We start from the raw sequence: 1,508 nt of genomic DNA on the forward strand, positions 1-1,508 counted from the left end.
CACTATATCGGCAAGGACAAGACGCAACGATTGGAGCGCACCAATGGCATGGTTCTAGAGAACTACGTGTAAACCCCTGTTGGTAGTCGTTACGCCTATCCCTACACATCACGCATGTAAGAACGCATGCAAGGGAAGGAAGAGATGGCTCGTTTGAAGCTTCAGAAGAACCGAGGGAACCTGTACCTACAGTGGACAGTGAACGGTCAAAGATATAGTCTCTACGGCTTAGGTAATTGGGATAGTCATAGCGATAAAGCTAAAGCTGAGTCTCTTGCACGTCTCATAGAAGCCGATATTCTAGAGAAACGATTTGATACCACACTAGACACTTACAAAGCAGGATTAGGGAAAGCAGTAAAGCGTCTAGGAACTCCTGTAGAGATGTTTGCTCTATGGATGGAACATTTGAAGGTTAGTGACAAAAACTACAGAACACACTATGAACCAGTGCTGCAAGTTTTAATGAAGCAAGACGTTAGAAGCTTCCACCCCGCTCTTATCCCTGAATATTTAAGTCACCTTAAACCCAGTAGCTACAACGGGCGTATAAGTTGCCTCAGACGCTTCGGTGCTTGGCTGGTGAGTGAAGGATACCTACCGCTTAACCCCTACCGCAACCTAAAGCCTAAACAAGGTGAAACTACCAGGGTGAAACCGTTTACAGGTGAGCAAGTACAGGCAGTACTGAAGGAGCTATACAGCCGTAACACGATGGTAGGAGCGTACTATGCTTTTCTCTTCCTTACTGGGTGCCGTCCAGCAGAGGTGATAGGGCTACTTACAAGCAAAGTAGATAATGAGAGCGAAACTATCACAATAGATTCTGTGCTTGCTAGAGGTGACGATAGCTCCGCAACCGCTAAGGGACGGGTAAGGAAGCACACTAAAGCGGGCGACGTAAGGATGTTGCCCATGAATCGAGAGCTAGCAATATGTATAGACAACGCATATGCATGGCAGATACAAAACGGTGTCTTCAGTGAACTCGTGTTTTGCAACAGCAGAGGAGAAGCCCTGGATGACACCAACCTATGTGACCGCTATTGGAAACCCGCTTTAATCGCTTGTGGTATCCCTTACCAGCGCCCCTACGTCACTCGTCATACCGCTGCCTCTACCGTGATAGAGAACGGGGGCACCCTTGCTGACGCTGCAAAGCTGCTAGGGCACAGAGACTTACGCATGGTTAGTAGCGTTTACGGTCATGCAGTAAAAGGGGTTCAGTTACCGTCCTATGATGGTTAGTCTCAGAAACTTAAAGTTTTTAGTTTAACTTTAGAAAAAAACTGGCGTACCTACAAAAAAAGCAGGACACGCCAAAAGGGTTTGAATCGACGACTAACGCTGAGGGTCTCAAGCAAGTCTTATGAGACTCACGATAACACAGCGTTTACACCAAGTAGCATTTGTTCAGATGCTAGCTTTTGAATTGAGACTAATGGGTCTCAAGTGAGATGGGGTTGTCTTTTTCCAGAAGCTAGCTTTTGAAAAAGTGCTACTTGGTT

Annotated in this window: 1 protein-coding gene; it reads left to right on the plus strand. The window is 46.4% G+C overall.

Annotation, left to right across the window (positions count from 1 at the left end):
* Positions 1-144: 144 nt before the first annotated feature.
* Positions 145-1,248 carry a tyrosine-type recombinase/integrase gene (locus AC5JLP_RS06150; RefSeq protein WP_496067040.1) on the plus strand — a complete coding sequence of 368 codons (1,104 nt, stop codon included), beginning with the start codon at positions 145-147 and terminating at the stop codon, positions 1,246-1,248.
* The last annotated feature ends 260 nt before the right edge of the window (positions 1,249-1,508 follow it).

The organism is Stenomitos rutilans (assembly GCF_059505485.1).

What these genes read in the sequence shown, in the direction of transcription:
- AC5JLP_RS06150 (WP_496067040.1), top strand. Translation starts at nt 145, where the DNA reads ATGGCTCGTTTGAAGCTTCAGAAGAACCGAGGGAACCTGTACCTACAG.